General features: G+C 41.0%; 17 protein-coding genes and 1 pseudogene. 14 read left to right on the top strand and 4 right to left on the bottom strand.

From position 1 onward, the window contains the following. Nucleotides 1-686: 686 nt before the first annotated feature. From tig to H6G18_RS07625, 5 genes are all read left to right on the top strand, one after another. On the top strand, nt 687-2,108 hold the full coding sequence (gene tig / locus H6G18_RS07645; protein ID WP_190406492.1) for a trigger factor: 1,422 nt from the start codon (nt 687-689) through the stop codon (nt 2,106-2,108). A 261-nt stretch (nt 2,109-2,369) separates the two neighbouring features. Beyond that, nucleotides 2,370-3,068 (top strand): ATP-dependent Clp endopeptidase proteolytic subunit ClpP, encoded by a 699-nt coding sequence (clpP, locus tag H6G18_RS07640; protein ID WP_190406491.1) that lies wholly within the window; start codon nt 2,370-2,372, stop codon nt 3,066-3,068. A 9-nt stretch (nt 3,069-3,077) separates the two neighbouring features. Next, the gene (clpX, locus tag H6G18_RS07635) at nt 3,078-4,415 is read left to right on the top strand and encodes an ATP-dependent protease ATP-binding subunit ClpX (protein ID WP_190406490.1); all 1,338 of its coding nucleotides are present in this window, start codon (nt 3,078-3,080) and stop codon (nt 4,413-4,415) included. 98 nt (nt 4,416-4,513) lie between these two features. Continuing rightward, nucleotides 4,514-5,434, top strand: a complete 921-nt coding sequence (locus tag H6G18_RS07630) for an alpha/beta fold hydrolase (RefSeq protein ID WP_190406489.1) — start codon at nt 4,514-4,516, stop codon at nt 5,432-5,434. Between the two features lie 105 nt (nt 5,435-5,539). Continuing rightward, nucleotides 5,540-5,773: a hypothetical protein gene (locus tag H6G18_RS07625; RefSeq protein ID WP_190406488.1), complete on the top strand. Its 234-nt coding sequence runs from the start codon at nt 5,540-5,542 to the stop codon at nt 5,771-5,773. A 314-nt stretch (nt 5,774-6,087) separates the two neighbouring features. Here H6G18_RS07625 and H6G18_RS07620 read toward each other — a convergent pair whose 3' ends face one another. Together H6G18_RS07620 and H6G18_RS07615 are read right to left on the bottom strand one after the other, a co-directional pair. Then, entirely contained in the window at nt 6,088-6,465 is a 378-nt protein-coding gene (locus H6G18_RS07620) for a hypothetical protein (RefSeq protein ID WP_190406561.1), read from the bottom strand. Between the two features lie 540 nt (nt 6,466-7,005). Further along, a complete protein-coding gene (locus H6G18_RS07615; protein WP_190406487.1) occupies nt 7,006-8,046 on the bottom strand; it encodes an NAD(P)/FAD-dependent oxidoreductase in 1,041 nt (346 codons plus the stop codon). A 295-nt stretch (nt 8,047-8,341) separates the two neighbouring features. Between H6G18_RS07615 and H6G18_RS07610 the strand changes: the two genes are divergently transcribed. Then, entirely contained in the window at nt 8,342-9,184 is an 843-nt protein-coding gene (locus tag H6G18_RS07610; protein WP_190406486.1) for a YaaW family protein, read from the top strand. Nucleotides 9,185-9,335: 151 nt separating this feature from the next. Beyond that, entirely contained in the window at nt 9,336-10,652 is a 1,317-nt protein-coding gene (locus H6G18_RS07605) for an O-antigen ligase family protein (RefSeq protein ID WP_190406485.1), read from the top strand. A 633-nt stretch (nt 10,653-11,285) separates the two neighbouring features. Here H6G18_RS07605 and H6G18_RS07600 read toward each other — a convergent pair. Continuing rightward, nucleotides 11,286-12,587, bottom strand: coding sequence for an alkaline phosphatase PhoX (locus tag H6G18_RS07600; RefSeq protein WP_190406484.1), 1,302 nt, complete (start codon nt 12,585-12,587; stop codon nt 11,286-11,288). Between the two features lie 860 nt (nt 12,588-13,447). Here H6G18_RS07600 and H6G18_RS07595 point away from each other — a divergent pair. After that, nucleotides 13,448-14,062: a PEP-CTERM sorting domain-containing protein gene (locus H6G18_RS07595; protein ID WP_190406483.1), complete on the top strand. Its 615-nt coding sequence runs from the start codon at nt 13,448-13,450 to the stop codon at nt 14,060-14,062. 978 nt (nt 14,063-15,040) lie between these two features. Beyond that, nucleotides 15,041-15,784 (top strand): response regulator transcription factor, encoded by a 744-nt coding sequence (locus H6G18_RS07590; protein ID WP_190406482.1) that lies wholly within the window; start codon nt 15,041-15,043, stop codon nt 15,782-15,784. Between the two features lie 316 nt (nt 15,785-16,100). On the opposite strand, the gene chlP is transcribed toward H6G18_RS07590, so the two are convergent. Further along, nucleotides 16,101-17,357 carry a geranylgeranyl reductase gene (gene chlP / locus H6G18_RS07585; RefSeq protein ID WP_190406560.1) on the bottom strand — a complete coding sequence of 419 codons (1,257 nt, stop codon included), beginning with the start codon at nt 17,355-17,357 and terminating at the stop codon, nt 16,101-16,103. A 457-nt stretch (nt 17,358-17,814) separates the two neighbouring features. Here chlP and H6G18_RS07580 point away from each other — a divergent pair, with 457 nt between their 5' ends. The 5 genes and pseudogenes from H6G18_RS07580 to H6G18_RS07560 form a co-directional block, all read left to right on the top strand. After that, entirely contained in the window at nt 17,815-18,831 is a 1,017-nt protein-coding gene (locus H6G18_RS07580) for a sulfate/molybdate ABC transporter ATP-binding protein (RefSeq protein WP_190406481.1), read from the top strand. 221 nt (nt 18,832-19,052) lie between these two features. Next, nucleotides 19,053-19,343: a helix-turn-helix domain-containing protein gene (locus H6G18_RS07575; RefSeq protein ID WP_190406480.1), complete on the top strand. Its 291-nt coding sequence runs from the start codon at nt 19,053-19,055 to the stop codon at nt 19,341-19,343. Nucleotides 19,344-19,425: 82 nt separating this feature from the next. After that, nucleotides 19,426-19,962, top strand: a complete 537-nt coding sequence (gene petC / locus H6G18_RS07570; RefSeq protein ID WP_190406479.1) for a cytochrome b6-f complex iron-sulfur subunit — start codon at nt 19,426-19,428, stop codon at nt 19,960-19,962. A gap of 14 nt (nt 19,963-19,976) precedes the next feature. Beyond that, nucleotides 19,977-20,525, top strand: a complete 549-nt coding sequence (locus H6G18_RS07565) for a rhodanese-like domain-containing protein (protein ID WP_242040229.1) — start codon at nt 19,977-19,979, stop codon at nt 20,523-20,525. A 158-nt stretch (nt 20,526-20,683) separates the two neighbouring features. After that, nucleotides 20,684-20,863: pseudogene (locus H6G18_RS07560) on the top strand (Uma2 family endonuclease); the annotation flags it as partial. Nucleotides 20,864-20,962 lie beyond the last annotated feature (99 nt).

Below are 20,962 nucleotides of genomic sequence, written 5' to 3'. Positions count from 1 at the left end.
AATTTATCTATGAGTTGTGGAGATAACAGTAACCAAATATTTCGATCAAGTTTTCCTAATTTTTAGCAATATTTCTTAAATATCTTAAATAATTACTTTAGTTTTCAAATTTACATAACTTCACTAATGGAAAATTCCCAATAAATTTTGCTTTGCTGCTAATTTTAAAAAATTAGGGATATTATACAATGAATTGCTATTGCGGGGAAAAAAATTTGCAAATTAGCCCATTTTAGTCATTATCTAGAAATCCATTTTGCAAAATAATCACACTTTTGATGTGGATTCGCTGGATTGGCAATGTACTATGATTCAATGTAAACGAAGTCAATACAGTCAAGCAATTTTGGACTCACCCTGATAGCGTTGATGCTTACACTAGTAAACAAGCACAACATCCTAACATAGGATACAGACTGTTGATTTGCTGGTTGTGAGAACCAGGATATCACGATAACAGTCCTATAGAGCTGATGCTGTAAGTTAACTGTGACTCTTTCGGTAAAGTTATGGCGCTAAAGCGTCAAGTCTTTTGCCATTAGCAGTAAACTGGATCTCTACTGTAGGCCTAGAAATCTGCCTTGTAGACACCTTCAATCCTTACCAAGAGACATCAACTCACAGAAGCGGTCAATCGCATCTTGTATGTACTTGGAGCCACAAATCCCCAAAACTAGAGACGAAGCATGAAAGTTACCCAGGAAAAACTCCCCGCCAGCCAAATTGGTCTGGAAATAGAAATTACACCAGAAATTACACAAAAAACTTACGAACAGGTAATTAAAAATTTAGCCAATACTGTCAATATTCCTGGGTTTCGTAAAGGCAAAGTACCTAGACCAGTATTATTACAACGTCTAGGCACAACTCGCATCAAAGCCGCAGCCTTGGAAGAATTACTGCAAGATGGGATTGAGCAAGCAATAAAACAGGAATCTATCCCAGCAATTGGTCAACCACAGTTGCGTTCATCCTTTGATGATTTAATCAATAACTACGAACCAGGAAAACCCCTGACTTTTGCGGCAGCTGTTGATGTAGAACCAGAAGTTAACCTAGTGCAGTACACTGGTTTGACAGCCAAAGCCGAGGAAATCAAGTACGACCCAGCACGGGTTGATGAAGTTTTAGAAAAAGAACGTCAAGAACTGGCGACATTAATTCCAGTAGAAGGAAGAGCAGCCCAGATTGGTGATGTGGCTGTAGTAGATTTTAAAGGTGTGATAGCCAAAGCAGACGGCGACGACGACACAACCGAACCAGAACCAATTCCAGGTGGTGAAGCCAGCGACTTCCAAGTTGAGTTGCAAGAAGACAAATTTATTCCCGGTTTTGTGACTGGTATGGTGGGGATGAATCCTGGCGAAACCAGAGAAGTTTCGGCTCAGTTTCCAGACCCTTATGCTGACCCAAGCTTGGCTGGTAAACCCGCACTTTTCACGGTGACACTTAAAGAAATTAAAGAAAAAGAACTGCCAGAATTAAATGACGACTTTGCCCAAGAAGTCAGCGATTTTGAAACATTAGAAGCACTGCGTTTGTCTTTGGAAGAGCGTTATCAAAAGGAAGCTGAAGACAAAACTAAGAATAATCAGCAAGAAGCTTTGTTAACCGAACTACTTAAGCACATAGAAGTAGATTTACCAGAAACCCTGATTGAGAAAGAAGTAGACGCGATGCTGACTCAAACAGCTATGCGGCTATCGCAACAGGGAATGGATGTGAGGAAACTATTTACCCAAGATATTATCCCGCAGTTACGAGAGCGATCGCGCCCTGAGGCTGTAGAACGCCTCAAACGATCTTTAGGATTGCAAGAAGTTGCTAAACGTGAGTTGATTGAAACCACCCCAGAAGAAATTCAAGCTAGAGTTACACAACTGGTGCAACAGTATCCTGACGAAGATATTGACGAAGACAGACTGCAAACAATAGTAGAAAATGAGCTGTTATCGGAGAAAATCATTGATTGGCTATTAGCAAATTCCACCATTGAACTTGTACCCGAAGGTTCATTAATTAGCCAAGAGGAAGAGTTAGAGACAACTGCACCTGAGACTGAGGCAGAAACCACGGAAGCTGTAGCAGAATCAACAACAGGGGAATAACCCCTCACACAAACTGCGATTTTTAGGTTATAACTGCTGAGTTATGAGTATTAAAAATTTTTACTCAATACTCAGCAACTAGCATACATAGCTTAGTAAGTGGGGACATCTACAATCGCCCTTGCCTAATTCGGGGTAACACGAGAAGAATATAGATGAGGCATAATGGTTAACACATAGGTAAATCAAAATCTCATTTATTGGCTCAAAGGCATCTATTGTTGCCAAAATCTCTGTACCAACTATCCCAAACTTTCGCGTATGCTTGTATCGCAGTCGGCAAATTACCCCATCAACAGTTTAAGTCGATTTGGAATGTCTTCCCACCTCAACGGCATAAGTAACATTGTACCGATGGTCGTAGAACAATCAGGTATGGGAGAAAGAGCCTTCGACATCTACTCCCGCCTGCTGCGAGAGCGGATTATATTTCTGGGAACTCCCATTGATGATGCTGTAGCCAACACCATTGTCGCCCAGTTGTTGTTTTTAGATGCTGAAGACTCGGAAAAAGACATTCAACTCTACATCAACTCCCCTGGCGGCTCTGTCTACGCAGGCATGGCAATCTATGATACAATTCAGCAAATCCGTCCCGATGTTGTTACTATCTGTTTTGGGTTAGCAGCAAGCATGGGGGCATTTCTCCTAACCGCAGGAACTAAAGGTAAACGTATGTCCCTACCTGATTCCCGCATTATGATTCACCAACCCCTGGGTGGCGCTCAAGGTCAAGCCATTGATATAGAAATTCAAGCAAGGGAAATTCTTTACATTAAGGCTCAGTTGAATCAGTTAATGGCTAATCATACTGGTCAACCCCTAGAAAGAATTGAAGCAGATACCGATCGCGACTTCTTTATGTCAGCAGAAGAAGCAAAAAATTACGGTTTGATCGATCAAGTCATCTCCAGACAAAATCTTCCCACAGCAGGGGAAAACGTCACCATCGTGAAATAAGAGGCTGGTATGTCTAAGTACGACTCCCATTTAAAATGTTCTTTCTGTGGCAAGTCTCAAGAGCAGGTGCGGAAATTGATCGCAGGGCCGGGAGTCTACATCTGCGATGAATGCGTAGACTTGTGTAATGAAATACTAGATGAGGAGTTGCTAGATACTAGTGGTGCGGCGGCGCAACCAACACCAAAATCAGAACAACCTCAAAAACGCCGCGCCCGTTCTGCTAATCTCTCCTTGACCCAAATACCAAAACCCAGAGAGATTAAAAAGTACCTAGACGAACACGTTATAGGTCAAGATGAAGCAAAGAAAGTTTTATCTGTTGCCGTTTACAATCACTACAAACGATTGGCAATCTTGCAGTCTAAAGGTAGTGGCAAAAATGGAGATGATGCAGTAGAACTGCAAAAATCCAATATTTTGTTAATTGGCCCTACTGGTTGTGGCAAGACTCTTCTAGCTCAAACCCTAGCTAAAATTCTCGATGTCCCCTTCGCTGTGGCTGATGCGACCACGCTCACAGAAGCAGGGTATGTAGGGGAAGATGTAGAAAATATCTTACTGCGATTATTACAAGTAGCTGATTTGGACGTAGAAGAAGCCCAAAGAGGCATTATCTACATAGATGAAATTGATAAAATTGCCCGCAAGAGTGAAAACCCCTCCATTACCAGGGACGTTTCCGGCGAAGGTGTACAACAAGCATTGCTAAAAATGCTGGAAGGCACAATTGCCAATGTTCCACCCCAAGGAGGACGTAAGCACCCTTACCAAGACTGCATCCAAATCGATACTAGTAATATTCTATTTATCTGTGGTGGTGCTTTCGTAGGGTTAGAAAAGGTTGTAGATCAGAGGGGTGGCAAAAAGTCAATAGGCTTTGTACAACCAGGAGAAGGACAATCAAAAGAAAAACGAGCAGCAGATGTCCTGCGTCATCTAGAGCCAGATGATTTGGTGAAATTTGGCATGATTCCCGAATTTATCGGCCGTGTGCCAATGGTAGCCGTGGTAGATCCGCTAGATGAAGAAGCTTTGATGGCGATTCTGACTCAACCACGTAGCGCTCTAGTCAAGCAGTACCAAAAACTGCTGAAGATGGATAATGTCCAATTGGACTTTAAACCAGATGCGCTCAAAGCGATCGCTCAAGAAGCCTACCGTCGGAAAACTGGTGCTAGAGCATTACGAGGTATTGTGGAGGAACTCATGTTAGATGTGATGTACGAGCTACCATCTCGTAAAGACGTGACTCGCTGCACAGTCACCAGAGAAATGGTAGAGAAGCGCTCAACAGCAGAATTACTAGTACATCCGTCTTCATTGCCTAAACCAGAATCAGCTTAGTAGTCGTTGGTCAATAGTCATTGGTCATTAGTTCATCGACTGTTGACTATTGACTATTGACTTTGAACTATTGACTATTGATTATTGAATTTGGACTAATGCCTTATATTACTGTTCGTGGCGTTGAGCATTATTATGAATGGGTCAAACAACCATCGGGTGATTTAGTCAAGCCTGTGATGGTGTTCATTCATGGTTGGGCTGGTTCGGCTAGATACTGGAGAAGTACTGCGAACGCTTTGTCAGACCAATTTGATTGTCTGCTCTACGATTTGCGGGGATTTGGACGTTCCCAGGGAAAACCAACTGTTGTCCAAGCTACTGAGTCTGTTGTTGAGGCTGAGTCAAATCAAGAAAAATATCAAGCAGTTCAAGAATTAACTTATGAAATAGAAGAATACGCTGAAGATTTAGCTGTTTTACTTGATGAATTGCAGCTTGGGCGTGTTTATATTAATGCTCACTCAATGGGTGCTTCCGTCGCCACATTATTTTTTAACCTCTATCCCCAACGAGTGGAAAGAGGAATTTTAACTTGTAGCGGTATTTTTGAGTACGACGAAAAAGCTTTTACCGCTTTTCATAAATTTGGTGGTTATGTAGTAAAATTTCGTCCCAAGTGGTTAGGAAAAATACCATTTGCTGACCGGATGTTTATGGCGAGGTTTTTGCATCGTCCTATACCCAAAGGTGAGCGTCAAGCTTTTTTAGAAGATTTCCTAGTTGCCGATTATGATACGGCTTTAGGAACAATTTTTACTTCTGTGAGTAAAGCGCAAGCTGAATTAATGCCCCAGGAGTTTGCTAAATTGCAAGTACCTACTCTATTGGTAGCGGGGGAGTATGACCAGATTATTCCGGCTGACATGGGGCGACAAGCGGCCGCTTTAAATGACAAGGTGGAGTTTGTCGTAATTCCTGATACCGCACACTTTCCGATGCTAGAGGATGCACCTACTTATTTACGGCGGGTGCGGGAGTTTTTGCAAATACCTACACCAGAATTACAGGTAAGCTGAGATGATTCACAAGATTACTGTAGTTGAACATCACAGCTAAATTTACCTACTTTTGGGATTTTGCTTTTACACTGAAGATGTAATTTCAACGATCAGGCTATCCTCATGCAGTCTCAACAAGGCTACACCACCGTGAACCGCCCTGGCGATAATAGTACATTTGTTGCAAACATCTCAACAATGTCCGGTTATCATCCTTGGGGAAAAACACCGGATCAAGCTCGTGGTGAACTTATTGACGTTCTTGACATGATTCAACAAGAGTACGAGGAAAATGAACGTTTTTTACCAGAAAATGTTGAACTAATAGCAGAAGAAGAGCGTCATCAACTAAGGTAAATAGTTTTATCTCACTCTCACTTCCCAGAGCGTGTAGAGTAGCTTTCCATAAAACATCGCCTACTCCACAACTGCCAATAGCTCAAATGTAGAATTAGGCGAACATTATTTTGTACATCGGGGAATAAACAAGCGCTACGAGACGCTACCCATAGCTTGCTTCTTTGCAGGAGTATGTACGCTTCTATTAAGGTGTAGCTTATCGCATCTGCCTACCTTAGCTATTAGCTCATACTTGTAATTAACACCTGGCAATAGTCAATAGTCTATAGTCTTGGATTTTTGTTTAACGACTAATGACTATTGACTAACAGTTAACCAAACCAGTGAGATGGTTCACAGCCTGCTTGCACGGATTCACAAAGGTGATGACTAATCCAGTCTGATTTTTCTTGAAAAATAGAATAAATACCTTCGTGAATCAAACGTTGTAGGTGTTGTTGCTGTTCTAAAGGACTACGAGGTAATTTGTTGTTCAACCAGCTTTCTTTGTCACAGCGTTGCATTAGTAATTGTTCGTCAGATATGGCGCTATAAAGGCATGGAATCCGGTTGAGAACAAAAGCAATTAGCTCTTGGCGCAAATCAGGGATTGCAAATGCTTGTTGATAAGGACGATATGGATACGTATCTAAAACATTTTCAATCTCTCCCAAGACGGATTGCTGTGTGAGATTGACTACTGTTTTCATCATTTTTTAACTCCTTTTTTATCTGGTTGGTAATTTAATTTTTACAAAGGGCAAACTTTCTAAATAGCCATCTCTTTCAGGCAAACATTTAGAAGTTATCTTTGTTTTTACACTCCGACAATAAACAAACTTTTTATTTTGGTAGCTTTCCAGAAATCTGGTTCTACGCATATTTTTGAAACTGAGACTGATTGACAGTATAACGCTTGAAAAAGAGGATTCGATAGACTGGTATAGTCTAATGTTTTTTATTTATATTTCAATTTTTCCAAATTCCCGTTTTCTTAACGAAAATCTACATAAAATGCAGTATAGATTGCTAGGGATCAACGTAAAGCCGATTTACTTACTATTAATTACGGTAAAGAGTTTAGTGAAGTAAAACTTTCTGGATTTGTTAACATTACTTATTACAAACTAATTTAAATCATATATAGCTTTGTGTAATTATCTGTGTGTTTGATTTTAAGGAATAACTTAGGAAGTCACAAAAGTGAGACTTCCTATATCGAGCAACTAGTCTAACGATAGATGCAATTATTAGGTGAAAACTTTGAGAAAATTCATATCAGGTAGAAGTAACTGGTTTAAATGATTGTTGATTTCCACAGATGCAGCTAGTCCAGAAAGCATGGCACCTTCTGCGAGATTGCCACCACACCAATCACCACAACAAACTAAAGGTAGTTCAGTTTGAGCAGATAGTATTTGATCTTGCCAAAGAACACTGGGAAAGGCATACCGCCAACGATGTACTTGCAACCAATCTGGTGTATCTAACCAAGGAATTTCTAGCGCTTGGGCTGCATAGCTTAACATCTCCTTTCCTGAGGGTTGTAAATCTGATGACTCCAGATGAAGTTGAGCAAAATTAGCGCTACTTTGTAAGACAAATACTGGCTGTAAGGGTTGAGAACGCTTGCTGCTATCTAAACCAATCCACCCCAAAATAGCATCATCGACAAAGTTGAGGGCTTTCCAATCTGGAAGTGGATGAGATGAAGTAGGATAGCCAGCGATCGCACTAATACAGGGAGAAAATTCTATAGTACTCAAATTTGTCAGAAATTCTTTACTTAAAACTTCTTCACCTAAAGATGTCAACAACATCAAAGCCTGGGGTGCAGGAATGGCAATAACTAAAGCTTTAGCAGTTAATTCTTCATTACTGGATTCTAAAGTTAAACGCCAAAGATTATCGGGTGTTAAGTTAATTTCTGTAACACGCTGATTGAGCAAAATATTGAGATTTTGGGCGATAAATTTAGCGATCGCACTCATTCCCGCAGGTGCAACATAACGAGGTGCTACATTGGGTTGGAGTTCATAAACCTGATCAGTCCAAACTTCTAGAATATGGCGATCGCGCAATAACTCTACAAAACTGGTGAATAATTCACCTTTGGACTTTAAATAACAGGCTCCATGATCTGCCCAAGTCCCGTGTAAGCGCCGTGTAGCGAGTCGTCCCCCCAAACCACGGGACTTTTCCACAACCAACACCGAATATCCGGCTTGACTTAACTGCTGGGCGCAAACCAAGCCAGCCATACCTGCACCAATAACGACAACATCATTCATAAATTTAAGGATTAGGGACAAATCAATTCAAAATTAAAAATGAAAGAATTCTTGGAGACTGAGGAAGTTTTACAAGGGTAGGTTTTTAATAAAGTTATGAGTGATGACTATAAAACCAACGAAAGAATATAGTTTTATCAATCCCAATACCCTAAAAGCAATGTTTTGGGGAAGAAATCTTACTTAGTACTCATAACTAATAACTCAGGACTCAGAACTCCCCAAACCCAATTTCTGCTGAAAGCTAATAGTAGAATAGGGTACAGGAAAGCTTCATGGAAGGGAGGAAGGGAAATTGGATGAACTGAGGGCGGCGCTAGAGTTAGCAACTGAAGAAGAATTGCAGGATTTAACAGCAATTCTGTTTAGTCGTAAGTTCAACCCCCTAGATTATGTTCAGACACCTGAACCAATCGAAATTCAGAGCCAAAACAGAGAAGTTTGGCTAGATTCACTAGAAAATCGCTTTCGGTTTTTAGCCGCCGATGGGGTAACAGTATTACGAGGACGGACAACCCAAGTAACTTATCGTCAAGCATTAATTCAAGTCTGTAAGTATTTAAAAATCCCTTACTCTCAAGATTTAACAACAATTGATTTAGAAGCAGAAGTATTTTTACATCTGCTAGGACAGGTGTGGAAAAAATTACCAGAAAAAGAAAAAGAAAAATTGGCTGTGCAGGTACAGCTTCAGCTTGTGAAATCAGAGGTGAAACACCCCTTACCACCCTTACTACAGCGTGACCCTTTAGGCTTGCTGTTCAAAGGTGGTAGTGCTTTAGCTGTCACATCCCTTGTTAAACCTTTTGTGCTGCAACAAATTGCCCGTCAATTTGCCATCCACTTTGCTACTTACCAAGTAGCTAAAGATGCTGTGGTTAAAGGTTCTCAGGCAGCGACAACACAGTTTCAAAGCTACGTTGCATTGCAAATGGCACGCCAGGGTATGACCGTGAGCGCAGCCCGTTATGGAACAGTTCGCACTATCTTTGCCTTTGTTGGCCCAGTCATGTGGGCTTGGTTTTTTGCCGATTTAGGCTGGAGAACGATCGCCACTAATTACGGTCGGATCATCCCCACTGTTTTTGCCTTAGCGCAAATTCGTCTTACCCGTGCTGAATGTTGGGAATTGGCTTGAAAATAGGGAATGGGAATTGGGCAGAGTGAGGAACAAGGTGCAGGGGAAAAAGGATAAAGCTTTCTTTCCTGCTCCCTGTTCCAATTCCTCTTGTTGCTCCCTTTCCTCTTCTCATACCCTAATTGTGTGATTATTAACCTGGGGTTCTAGCTTGAAGATAGCTTTTTACCATCCCAAACCTGACTGTCAATTTCCTTGGAATTGCTTTCAATTAGGACTATTAATCTTTCCACTCACACCTTTTTTGGGATTTGTGAGCATGATGTTAGCAGTATTGGTTACTTGGATACGCCAATACCGCGCCATTATCCGTCGTCCCATCAACTGGGGATTTGGGCTGCTGAGTCTTGTACTCTTTGTTTCTGCCGGCTTTGCCTATGACAAAGGAGCAGCTTTTGTCGGGTTGTTTAATTTACTACCATTCTTCTTATTATTTACAGGTTTAAGTTTCCTAATTCAAACAACTGCTCAGTTACGGCACATAGCTTGGATTTTGGTTATTAGTTCCGTACCAGTCCTAATTATGGGCTTTGGACAATTGTTTTTTGCCTGGAACCTGCAAATACAAGTTTTGTGGGTTTTGTTAGATTTTGGGATCGCACCCGGTGGAAATCCGCCAGGGCGTATGGCTGCTATATTTATGCACGCTAACCTCTTTGCGGCTTATTTAGCGATCGCTTTCACTCTCAGCCTGGGATTACTCTTAGAACATTGGCAAGCAAGGCGTACAGGATCAAGGGAGGAAACTTATACCCAGTCTCCACTCCTGATTATCTTCCTAACAGTCTCCATAATTGCCGACTTTGCTGCCTTGATTTTAACTAACTCGCGTAATGGGTGGGCGATCGCCATCATCGCCTGTTTAGCTTTTGCATTTTATCAAGGTTGGCGTTTACTCATCAGTGGCGTTGCAGCAGCAGTCACCAGCCTCCTGTTGGCGGCTTTTGCACCTTCCCCAGTGGCTCAAATTTTTCGCCGCATCGTTCCCGCTTTCTTTTGGGCAAGATTAAACGATCAAATGTATCCCGATAGACCAATTGCCTTAATGCGAAAAACTCAGTGGCAATTCGCCTGGTCTTTGACTCAACAACGTCCCTGGACAGGGTGGGGATTACGTAACTTTCCCGACCTTTACAAAGCGCAGATGAACATTGATTTGGGACATCCCCATAATTTATTTTTAATGCTGTCTGCTGAAACCGGATTTCCCAGTACTTTACTATTTTTTGGATTACTTAGTTGGATATTGTTTGCAGGTACTCAAATTCTAGTCCAAGAAAACTATATAAATAAGAAAGATAGATTGATATTTTTCAGTTATCTTGTTGTTGTGGGAGAGTGGTTGTTATTCAACACAGTAGATGTAACCCTCTTTGATTTCCGATTAAATACTTTATCTTGGTTAATGATAGCTGCTATTTCTGGAAGTACATATCACTACAATCAACACAATAAACTTGTTAAATAACGCAATCTTTAATCCAAAATCAAAAATAGAATAAGTAACTACTAGTAGTAAATTTAACGAACTATTCATTGATAGTCAAAAAAATTTTCAGTGGTTACACTGCGGCATTCAGAGCTACTAATTAATAAGATGATTATATTCACGTTTGTGACTGTGAGTGTGGCTAATCACTAATTAGTCACTGTTGCTGATTGTTGGGAAGGTGTAGGGATAACCCTTTAAGGTGTTCCTGCATGACGGGCATCTAAAAAGATGCCCTTTTGTATTTTTATTTTTTTTATTATTCAAACACTAAAGTAGTCTGAGATTATCCATACTACTTATTCATAGTGAAGTTTTATTTTTATAACTTATCTAAACTACACCATATCCTGTATTGAAGAATCATAAAGTGAGTTTAAACATAATACAGTATTTTCTTTTATCACATCTAATTCAAAAATTCTTTAACTAAATCCATATCGTTATCATACCTTCGCCAATATGTAGAGGAAATTTGCTCGTGATACCAAAAATGGTACGGCTATTAAAAAGTAAAATGTAGCCTATCCTCATGATGAATTTGGGGATAAGCTACATTGATTTTTGGTTACTGCTTTTTTGGTTTCTCAGCTAGGGTATTCAGAAATTCTACTAACCTCTTCTACTGTTCCAAGGACCCCAAATTGCCAGAGTAACACCGGAATAGATATTGACGAACATAGTACGACCATCAGGAGAGAAACAAGCTCCAGCAAACTCACTATTATTTAAAGCGTTGCGAGCAAAATTATATATTTCTCCTTGGGGAGTTACACCTCTCAAGTATTGCTCACCAGGACCATCTTCGCAGAGAATGAGATCACCAAAAGGTGCAACAACTATATTGTCTGGCATATCGAGTTCCTCTCTAGATTGAGACTCGACAAATAGTTCAATAGTCTCATCTTCTGGAATATAGCGCCACACTTGACCACCACCAACAGGACCACCAGTGGTAGCAACAAAATACAACTCACTCTTGCCACTTAGTCCTGAATACCAGATACCTTCCCCACGAACAAACTGAGCAGCGCCTTTATTGCGACCCTCCACTCGGACAGTATCTGTAGCTGGATCTGGATCATCAATTGTTACCCAATCTACACTAAACTTTTCAAATGGTACGAAGCCAGTAACGGTATTTACTCCTGGTCTATCTATAATTCTTAAGGCTTGCAGTGTACCACCTTCTGCTAATTTACCAGGAACATTTGGAATGAAACGGTAGAAAAGGCTATTTCCTCTATCTTCAGTTTCATAGACAATTCCAGTTTTGGGATCTACAGCCACAGCTTCATGGTTAAAGCGTCCCATAGCCTTTAAAGGTACTGGTTCTACAGGGCCAGTAGCACTAGCGGGAACCTCAAAGTTATAACCGTGGAACTGGGTAGACCCGTCAGAGCTACCAGGTACACTGGTATTTTCTTCACAACTAATCCATGAACCCCAAGGAGTTGGACCACCAGCACAGTTACGAATGGTTCCGCCGAGAGTTGCAAACTGTTTGATTAGCTGATTATTAGAACCCACAACCAAGTTGGTAGTACCACCTCTGCTGACGGGATCATAGCGATTTGGTACTCGTACTTGTGTGCCAGAAGTGTTGCTCAATTCATGGTTACAAACCAAGATTGTTGTATTTCTGGGTCCGGGGAAGGCTGCCATTCCATCAAAAGCGCCAGGTACTGGGTTACCATCAGCCATGATTTGGTTTACGCGAGATATAACTCGATATTGAAATCCTTCTGGTACTTCTAAAATCCCATCAGCACCTCGGAAAAGTGGACCATATCCTGTACCGGGACGTTGACCAAAGGCTTTTCCAGCCAACAAACCTTCTAAAGGAGAAGCTAGTACAGTACCAGCTGCGCTTGCACCCGCTATTGTAAAAAATTTACGTCTAGATACTTTCATGAGAATTTTTTGGTTAATCAAAATGCCTAGTAAAAGTTAATTCCGCTTGATTAAGTTCTGGTAATGATTTATTTAAAAAAGCCATTAATTAATGGAATTCACATAATTTACCGTTTTCCCTAAGATGGGAAAATCAATATATATTAATCAGGTATTGACAAATCCATATCTGATGAAATCTGTAGAAATGGGCTTGTAAACAATGGCATACATTAATTTATTCCATTAATTACAATTAAAGGAATTGAAAAAGAAGAATGATGATGGATGTGCAAACCAACCCACTAATTAAGGAAAATCTGTAATATTTAGGGATAAAGCAATATTTGGTTAAGAACAGTTAAAGAGTAATTTAATTACAAGGAAATATAATAACTCTGCACATATATATATGTTTTATTTTTATATTGAAAAATAAAGCCTAAACTATTAAAACTAAATTGAATCTAATGATAGAATTCCCACTAGTGGTTTTAGACATTATTAATGTCTGACAGCACCAATTGTCTTCATAATTCCCAGGAGCTAGGAATCTAGCTATTAGTAACCAAGCCTATAGAAATCCGGTTTGATTTTTGAAAAAAGTCTGTAAAATAAACTTGAAACCTAAGTGTTAGGTGGCTAGTGTCCACACATATCCAGATTTTCGTGGGTATTACCCATCCTACTTACATTTCAAAAATCAGATGGAAATCCTAATATAGGCACAGGCAATTCTGACTTCTCATGTGCTTAGGTAATTACATGAAAGTAATTTCTAGAGCTTACTTATCGCTAAAATTGTCTACGTTTTTATAACGCAGAAATAGAAATTAGCGATCGCTGCAACCACATCGGAATTTACTTCTTTTATCAAAAAAATGAAAAGCATTTTGAACCAAATACAAACTACTGTAGCTGTAGCTGCTGTTGCTTCAATGGCTACTTTAGCCAATATCTCCAGTGCTGACGCTGCTACTTACAGAATTGATTGGACAGGAAATCAGGGTTATTCGGCTCAAGGTTATTTTGGTTATGACAATGCTTTCCAAGGAAGCATTGTTACTAGAGATCAACTGAATCGGTTCGGTATTTCTTTCTTCGACCCCGCAGGAAGTTTGTTGCAAAGTTTCAGATATAATTTTCCTACTTCTAGTAGTAATTTTAATTTCAACTTTGATACAGTTTCAGAGACTGTTTTGCAATCTGATAGCTTTGATACAGCAAATGGTTTTGATGTAGGTGCTGACTTTAACACAAGCTTAACAGACCTTCTTTTCTATACCTATCGCAATCCTGACCAAGGATTACCTATAGCTGCTATCTTTTTGAAAGATGATCTGTCTCCAGAAGTCTGTGACACATTCCCCAACTGTAGATTAGATAATGGTGGTCAACTCACAGCTACTCTTGTTCCTGAACCTGGAATAATTTTCGGTTTGTTGGTTGTTGGTTCCTTGGGTAGAGTCCTAAAGAAAAAGCCAGCATCCGCCTAGACAGTAAACCTGCACAGTGGAAGCCAGCTTGATTAGAACTTTAAGTAATTGCTATTCTACCTCTGATTTCCCTGAAAAATTGGGGACACTGAGTTAAGGATAAAAGGGTTTTTATGCTTTGCTGTGCGGTTTAATTACTTAGGTTGTTACTATTCCTAATTCTCAACACTGTTGTATCAAATAAGCAAAGCCTGTCTAAGTAGGCTTTGCTTATTTTGCATAATATCGTCAAGGAGATGGGCTATTAAACTAGATTAAAAGCGACTGACAACTGACGCGTACAGCCTAGTAAATAATTAAACTTGATTTTGATATCTCTGATAACAGTTGTCAAGGACTGTTTCCTTCATAATAAACTTCTATAGATGAGAAAACAAAACGCTTAATTATCACTTCGTTGTCAAAATACCAGATGCTGTTTGCAGGATGCTGGACGACCATGAGTAAGCGATCTCGCCTACAGTGAGTGAGTGGGGCAAGTGGGGCGTAGCCCATCGCTCCCTAACTAAATTCGGCTATAATACCACCCCACTCACAATATCACCATAATTTAGTTACTGTGTACCACAAAAAACACTCATTATTTAGATCGCCTGCAATACCATAAGTACCTACAATCGTACTATGAGGATTTTTAGGTGTGGCAAACCAACAGATAATTGATACATCTTGCCCACTCATAAATACTATTTTGTGATAAGGAGGCTCTGGATGGATAGTTTTGTTTTGCAGATAGTTTTTTATTCACAAAATAAAGTAAACAATTGTAACAACCTTATTTTGGAGACAAGGAGCCAGATTGTAGGAAGGGTAACATAATCAGGATGAAAATTTCATGTATTTTCATCCTGATTGATCAATTCTGTTAGTTTTAAGGTTTATGTTAGATTTAAAATCTTTTTTATAATCAAGACAGAAATCTTTGTATCTACCAAAGGTTCTTATTTATCCTTAATAAGTAGTAATAATTTTTTAAGAATGCCGAGGATTCTTGTAATAGACGATGACCCAGCGATTTCAGAACTCGTAGCTGTCAATCTAGAGATGGCTGGCTACGACGTAAGCCAAGCTGAAGATGGCATTAAAGGTCAAGCACTAGCTCTCCAGCTACAACCAGACCTGATTATGCTTGATTTGATGTTACCCAGAGTTGATGGTTTTACGGTTTGCCAACGGCTACGTCGAGATGAACGTACATCGGAGATTCCTGTTTTGATGTTGACTGCTCTCAGCCAAACTCAAGACAAGGTAGAAGGCTTTAATGCAGGCGCAGACGACTATCTTACCAAGCCATTTGAAGTGGAAGAGATGCTGGCACGGGTGCGGGCATTATTGCGACGCACTGACCGCATTCCTCAAGCAGCTAAACATAGCGAAATTTTGAACTACGGGCCTCTAACTTTAGTTCCTGAAAGATTTGAGGCTATATGGTTCGGTCAAACTGTGAAATTGACTCACTTGGAATTTGAACTCCTCCACTGTTTACTTCAGCGTCACGGACAGACAGTTTCTCCAAGCGAAATTCTCAGGGAAGTTTGGGGTTACGATCCAGATGACGACATTGAAACTATTCGAGTGCATATCCGGCATTTGAGAACTAAGTTAGAACCAGACCCCCGCCATCCTCGCTATATCAAGACAGTATATGGTGCGGGATATTGCCTGGAATTGCCCAGTGTTCCACCATCGGGAGAGGGCGCTGCTGCATCAGTTGTTGAATGAAATTCGGTTCCAGTCATTGCTCTGAGTCCTGATTTCATCAATCCGTAAGATTATGTGTCACATTGAGGGAAATGCAGTTCGTAAGGTAGGGTAGTATCACGGGATATATGCTCTTCGAGAAGTCGCGTTATACGCGCCTAAATTCCCTAAACTACGTATCCTACAGAATGACACTCACATCGCTACGAATCAACAATAGACTTAACTAGGTAATAAAATGGCACTCCCTGTTGGTATTAGGGGAGTGCCATTTGACGTTAATTCGTAGTTCGTAGTTACAGATTCAATTACGAATTAATGTACAGTTACGTTAAGTTTAGGGTGCTAAAGCGTTACCACGGATGAGACTACCGATTGTCTTGGCAGTGATTTTTAGCTGGGTGATGGGGTTAGCGGGAACAACAGTTTTATACAGATAACTGTCGAAGGTGAGCTTCTGCACATCTAAGTCTCCACACATCTCTACAAATGCCTCGCGGGTAGCATCAGAACGGTAGAATACTGTTTGCAGGATGTCCAACACTTTGTAAGTGAGTCCGTATTTTTTATCCCAGCGTTTGAGATAAAGCTTGAGTTCGTTTTCTGTGGGAATACGGCTACCCTTTTGAGAAACTTCTACAATGGTTTCTGCACACATCCGCCCAGATTTAGCAGCAAAGTAAATCCCTTCACCAGAAGACTTAGTAACGTAGCCAGCCGCATCTCCCACTAAGGCAATACGACCAACAACACGCCGGGGACGGGGATGTTCGGGAATGGGGTGGGCTTCTACTTTGATGATTTTACCGCCTGCTAGTTTTTCGCTAGCGCGGGCGCGGATACCAGCTTGTAACTGTTTGATGCTGGCTTTGTGGACGTGCATTGTGCCGGTACCAACGGCTACGTGGTCATATTTGGGGAATACCCAGGCATAAAAGTCTGTGGAAACGTCATTACCGACATACATTTCGGCAAGGTCGTTGTAATATGCCATTTTGTCTTCGGGTAAGCGGATACGCTCTTGGAAAGCGATCGCATAATTATAATCCCCTGCATCCATTTCTTTGGCAATGCGGGAATTAGCCCCATCTGCACCAATAATCAAATCTACTTTTAAAGTTTTTGTGACACCTTGCGCGCCGCCTTCATTATGGTCAACATAATGAATGGTGTACGGGTCGGTGTTATTTCCAGGTATATCAACTTTATGAACGGTGGCATTAATTAAATTTGCCCCTAATTTTGCCGCCCGATTGCGTAAGAAGCCATCTAGCACCTCACGACGGCACATTCCTATATATTCTTCTTCATTTATCAGATTGATATCAACTTCACGATTGGAAGGTGAAATCATTTTCATCTTCCGCACTTGGCGATCGATAATTTCTGGTGGTAAGTCAAACTCACTTACCATACATAGGGGAATTGCCCCCCCACATGGTTTAGCATTATCTAATTTGCGCTCAAACAGGTAGGTCTCAATCCCAGCTTTGGCTAGTGTTTCAGCAGCAGAGGAACCAGCTGGGCCTGACCCAACAACAGCAACCCGTAGTGTCAAAGGTCGTCTCCCAATCTTCACATTTACCGAAAGCATCCTACCACGGTCTTTTGGGTGATTTCGCGCTCTACCTCTAGGTTTTGACAGAAATGCAATATTCCTTAACATTTCGACATAAATATGGCTGAAATAGATAGAGTTTAGAGAATGGATACCATCAGTAAACATCCGTCAGGAGTAAGGAGTAATAAGTAATGAGTAATGAGTAATGAGTAATAGGATTTAAGTCCCCCACTTTCTTGTTCTGAGTTCTGTATTCTTCTTCAATATGATTGAGTTCGTAAGTCAGGTCTTTAGGCTGAAAAGAAGGAATAAAGTCCTAACTACAAACCTTGAATTATTTGTAGCGAGAAAAACATAGTAATTTCTTCTAGAAAGCAAATAAAATCTTTTTCGGAGTAACACAATCTAACTACATTTAGATATGGTATATATAAAAAACACGGTAAACCTAGCAATTAGCCGTAGATAGATTTGCAGAGGTGTAGCGGCAGTGGGCATAGTAGTTGAAAACGTATCCAAACAGTTCGGTAGTTTCCAGGCAGTTGATCAGGTAAGCTTAGAAATCCAGAGTGGTTCACTCGTAGCTCTGTTGGGGCCTTCTGGCTCTGGTAAGTCTACTTTGCTCCGCTTAATTGCTGGTTTAGAAACACCAGATAGTGGCAAAATTATTCTTACAGGTAAGGATGCTACAACCCAAAGTGTACAAGAACGCAACATTGGGTTTGTGTTTCAACACTATGCCTTATTTAAGCATTTAACTGTCAGGCAGAATATAGCTTTTGGGTTAGAGATTCGCAAAGCTCCAAAGAATAAAATTAAGGGCAGGGTAGAGCAGTTATTAGAACTAGTACAATTAACCGGGTTAGGCGATCGCTATCCTTCACAACTATCTGGTGGTCAAAGACAGAGGGTAGCTTTAGCTAGAGCCTTAGCAGTAGAACCTAGTGTATTACTTTTAGATGAACCCTTTGGTGCGCTTGATGCCAAAGTCCGTAAAGACTTACGCGCATGGTTACGTCGGCTCCATGATGAGGTTCATGTTACCACAGTTTTTGTCACCCACGACCAGGAAGAAGCGATGGAAGTTTCCGATGAAGTCGTGGTGATGAATCAGGGACGGGTAGAACAGGTAGGGACACCGGCGCAAATTTACGACAACCCAGCCACATCCTTTGTCATGAGTTTCATCGGCCCAGTTAATGTCTTACCCAGCAACTCTAGGATTTTCCAAAGTAGCCAGTTAGAGATAGAACATCCCAATGTATTTTTACGCCCACAAGATGTAGTAATCGAGAAATCAGCTAACGGTACAACTGCACCTGCTACAGTCACCCGATTAATCCATTTGGGTTGGGAGATTAAAGTTGAATTAACCTTAGATGATGGGCAAGTAGTGAATGCTCATTTAACACGCGATCGCTACGACGAGCTACAGTTAGAACCAAAGCAAAAGGTGTACGTCAAACCCAAAGATGCAAAATCCTTTCCTCTGTACTACTCGATTTAAAAGTGAAACTTTTGTGAGAGGAAGGGTGTAGGGGTGTAGATATTTAAAACCCTTACGCCCAGTCTCAACATATAACCTGGGTGCGTAAGTCCTAGTTTATGGAAATCACGAAAAACTACGCCTTATGTTAGAGGGTTGAGCGATCGCTTATGCCTTATAAAAGAAAATAGTTAATAAATTTTTGATTTAGAAACTTAATTTTCGCAAGGGGAGCATGAGATATGGATATGCAAGTCCTGAGAGAGCGTGCGGGTCTTAGCCGTGCAGAAGTCGCCTTCAGGCTTGCTATCAGTGAAACCAGTGTCCGCAACTGGGAAGCTGGACGCACTGAACCCACAATGACACCCAAAAAATATTTAGATACTTTACGTCTGTTCAAATGTACACCGGAAGAACTAGCAGCAGCCAGCGAAAAATCGATTAATCAGCGTCATAAACGTAAACCAGGAAGACCTAGACGTTTCCCTGAAAATCCTGTAGTTCAGGTAACTGATTCGCCAGTTTGTAGTTAGATTCTATCAAGTTCAGATATAACAATCAGACTAACGAACAAGTTTAACGAGATTCACTCATCGCCTCTTAAGGAGTTTCATTATGGACACCAGTCTTCCACTCGAAAGTCCATCCTTGTCACGGCGGCAATTTCTCAACTTTCTAACAGGAGCAACCGTTGCGGTTACTGCTGGTGCTACGCTTTATCCTGCTGGCAAATTCTTCATTGCTCCAGGAGAAAAAACGGGAGAGGGAGGTGCTATTCTCGCTAAAGATATTCTGGGGAATCAAATCCCTGCCTCGCAAATCTTGGCTGAAGCACCGGGAACCCGTGCCTTGGTTGCAGGTCTGGCAGGAGAACCCACCTACCTAATTGTTAAAGAAGATAACACCCTAGATCATATTGGGCTTGTCGATAACTGCACTCATCTCGGTTGTACCTTCCCCTGGAACCCTCTGGATCAGCAGTTTCAATGTCCTTGTCATGGTTCTCGCTATGCTCCAGATGGATCTGTGGTAAGAGGCCCTGCTCCTCTACCACTCAAAATTGTTCAAGTTGCAGTGTTTAATAACAGTATTTTGATCTCGCCTTGGACGGAAACCGATCCCCGTACTGGAAAAAATCCCTGGTGGGTCTGAGCATTAACTGATTGATGTTGAAAAATCCATTTCCGGAAAAATCCATGATATTTAAGAAACCAATTCAGATGATATTGTTGGGATTCGCTATCTGGTTTTGCTTATTGGTTGGTGTTGGGCAAAACCCGACCATAGCAGCAACTCTCACTAAGGCTGAATCGATATCTCAACAAAGAATACAAACTCTGCCTGAACCATCCAATCTAGAATCGGGAGTCGATCGCTTTCTCACATCGATTCCAGCAGGCTACTACACGATCGCCAATGTTGAAAAGTTGAAAAGCGTGTTAAAAAACCCTCAAACCTTGTTGGTGGATGTGCGAGAACCTTCTGAGTATCAATCGGGACACATACCTAACGCAATTAACATTCCACTCCGAACCCTGACTCATAATCTGGAACAAATTCCCCATGATCGCCCTATGGTATTGTACTGCTCCTCAGGTTATCGCTCGGCGATGGGGGTAATGACCTTGCACCTCTTGGACTATGAGAATGTGCAGGGTTTTCCACCTAGTTTTGCTGGTTGGCAAGCCGCAGGAGAGGCGATCGCATTCAGGTAAGATGCGATTAAAAAGCGAAAAATGCAGATGCCTGACTTATGGAAAAAGTCGGGCATCTTCTCATGAATAATTTAGGATTGCTATAGCCCCTCATTTCCAGACGATCGCACCATGACTCAAACTTTACGTAAAGTAATCACATTTGATGAGTTTGTTGTTTGGGTGGGAGAGAGTTTATTGGCAAGCCGAAACAACCTACTATATTGGTCTGCTGTTTAGATGATGGTGAATATCAGATTAATAAATTTCGGGGAAATGACCGCATCCAGTCCGCAACATTCCCAGAGTTGAATTTGACTGTAGAGCAGATTTTTCAAGCCGGAAATCCATCTACCTAAGTATAAACTCACAGAACTTATAAATGAACTTTCAACTAGTGCGATCGCTCACCATATTAGCTACGATGGCACGATAAGATTCTAAAATAATAGTCGTAA

The organism is Anabaena subtropica FACHB-260 (assembly GCF_014697105.1).
In the GTDB taxonomy this organism is placed as follows: Bacteria; Cyanobacteriota; Cyanobacteriia; order Cyanobacteriales; family Nostocaceae; genus Trichormus; species Trichormus subtropicus.
This window is presented reverse-complemented; position numbering and strand designations above follow the sequence as displayed.